1 protein-coding gene and 1 pseudogene are annotated in these 1527 nt (G+C 65.5%); both read left to right on the forward strand.

Annotated features, from left to right (window positions below; genetic code table 11):
- Positions 1-236: 236 nt before the first annotated feature.
- Complete coding sequence (locus IEY55_RS31635; protein ID WP_189062262.1) at positions 237-1223, forward strand: DUF1702 family protein; 987 nt, start codon at positions 237-239, stop codon at positions 1221-1223.
- Between the two features lie 39 nt (positions 1224-1262).
- Positions 1263-1527, forward strand: a pseudogene (locus IEY55_RS32460) (hypothetical protein); the annotation flags it as partial.

Here is a 1527-nt window from a genome sequence, read left to right on the forward strand (position 1 = left end):
GACGACTGTCCGCAGCAAGGAAGTAACCACATCAACGCGATCCACCGTTAACTTGACACACCCGTCAGCCCCGTCACACCTCCCGGCTGGCACGTTCAGTACCGGCATCTGGCGAACCTTCCTCACGAGCTGTCCGCTGACCTACCTTCTTCCTCGAACGACGATCCGCCGAATCGGCGGGATCCGGGTGCTCGCCCGTGTCTCCAGATGACCGACAGGCACGCATGGAGGTTGTTGTGTTCAAGTGGATGCATCGGGAGGCCGGGCTGGCGAACCTTCCCGACCACGGGCTCCTCACTGGCACCGAGCGAGGCAGCCGGCAAGTCAGGAACCTGATCTCCCTACCGATGGACATGGCCGACTTCGAGGCGCGAGGATTCCGCGTTGATCGTCCACGAGAACGAGCGATCCTCGAAGGCTGTGCGAGGGCCTTCCTAGGTGGGTTCAACATCGCCGCTGCCCACTGGAAGTCCCCCCATCGGGCGCTCGCCGAGGTTCCTGGCGAAAAGCGTGGTTTCGCCTACGAGGGTGCTGGGATGTATGCCGCGATGCGGGATCTGGTCACCGCTGGTAGGGCGGGAGCGTTGCGTCGCCTCCTTGCCGGGCCCGGTGACTGCTACACGCATCTGGTGCACGTCGGTGCGGGCTGGGTGTTCGCTCCGCTGGGGATCAGGCTTCCGGTGCCCCTCCCCCCGACGCCGTTGTTGCGGTGGCTGGCCCTGGATGGCGCAGGGTTCGGGGCAACGTTCTTCGGTGGTGAGCGGATGATTCGCCGGTATTCGCGGGGACGACCGGATCCGCATCGGGCCGTGCGGTTGGCCGGCTGTGGTCGTGCGTTGTGGTTCGTGGAGTGCGCGGATCCGGATGGGGTCGCGCAGCGGATTGCGGAGGCCGATGAGGAAGCGCGTTCGCATCTGTGGAGTGGGGTGGGGTTGGCGATGGGGTATGCGGGGGCTGTGGGGGAGGTGGGGCGGGATCGGCTGGCGGCTGCGGCTGGGGAGTATTTGGCTCATTTTGCGCAGGGGTTGATGTTTGCGGCGGGTGCGCGGGTCCGTGCTGGGGTGGTTCCGGAGCATACCGAGCGTGCGTGTCGTCAGGTGTTGTCGGTGGATGCCGGGACGGCGGCTGGTTGGACGGAGGAGACCGCAGCGGGTTTGGGGGCTCGTACGGATCTGGGGGCGTATCTGGAGTGGCGTTCCCGGTTGCGGGCCAGGCATTCCTGATCACTATGCGATCGACCGTCGTTGTGTGGAGGCCGTGTCATGCTGATTTTTCGTGGGGTGCGTCGTGTTGTTCCGGCTGTGGTTGCGCTGGCACTGTGTGTTGCGTTCGGGGTTCTGGTTGCTCGTCCCGCTCTGAGCGAGCAGCGGGCTCGGGAACTGGCCTCGCGGTATGCCTTCGCTGTGGAGGATGTCAACACTGTTCCGGTTGGCGCACGCTACGAACGACCGGTGGCTCCGGGGCTGGACCATATCAGGCACTGGATCTCGGCGGTGGGCGCGGCGGTGGCGTTGACCGATGTCCGTG

The organism is Longimycelium tulufanense (genome assembly GCF_014645795.1).
In the GTDB taxonomy this organism is placed as follows: Bacteria; Actinomycetota; Actinomycetes; order Mycobacteriales; family Pseudonocardiaceae; genus Longimycelium; species Longimycelium tulufanense.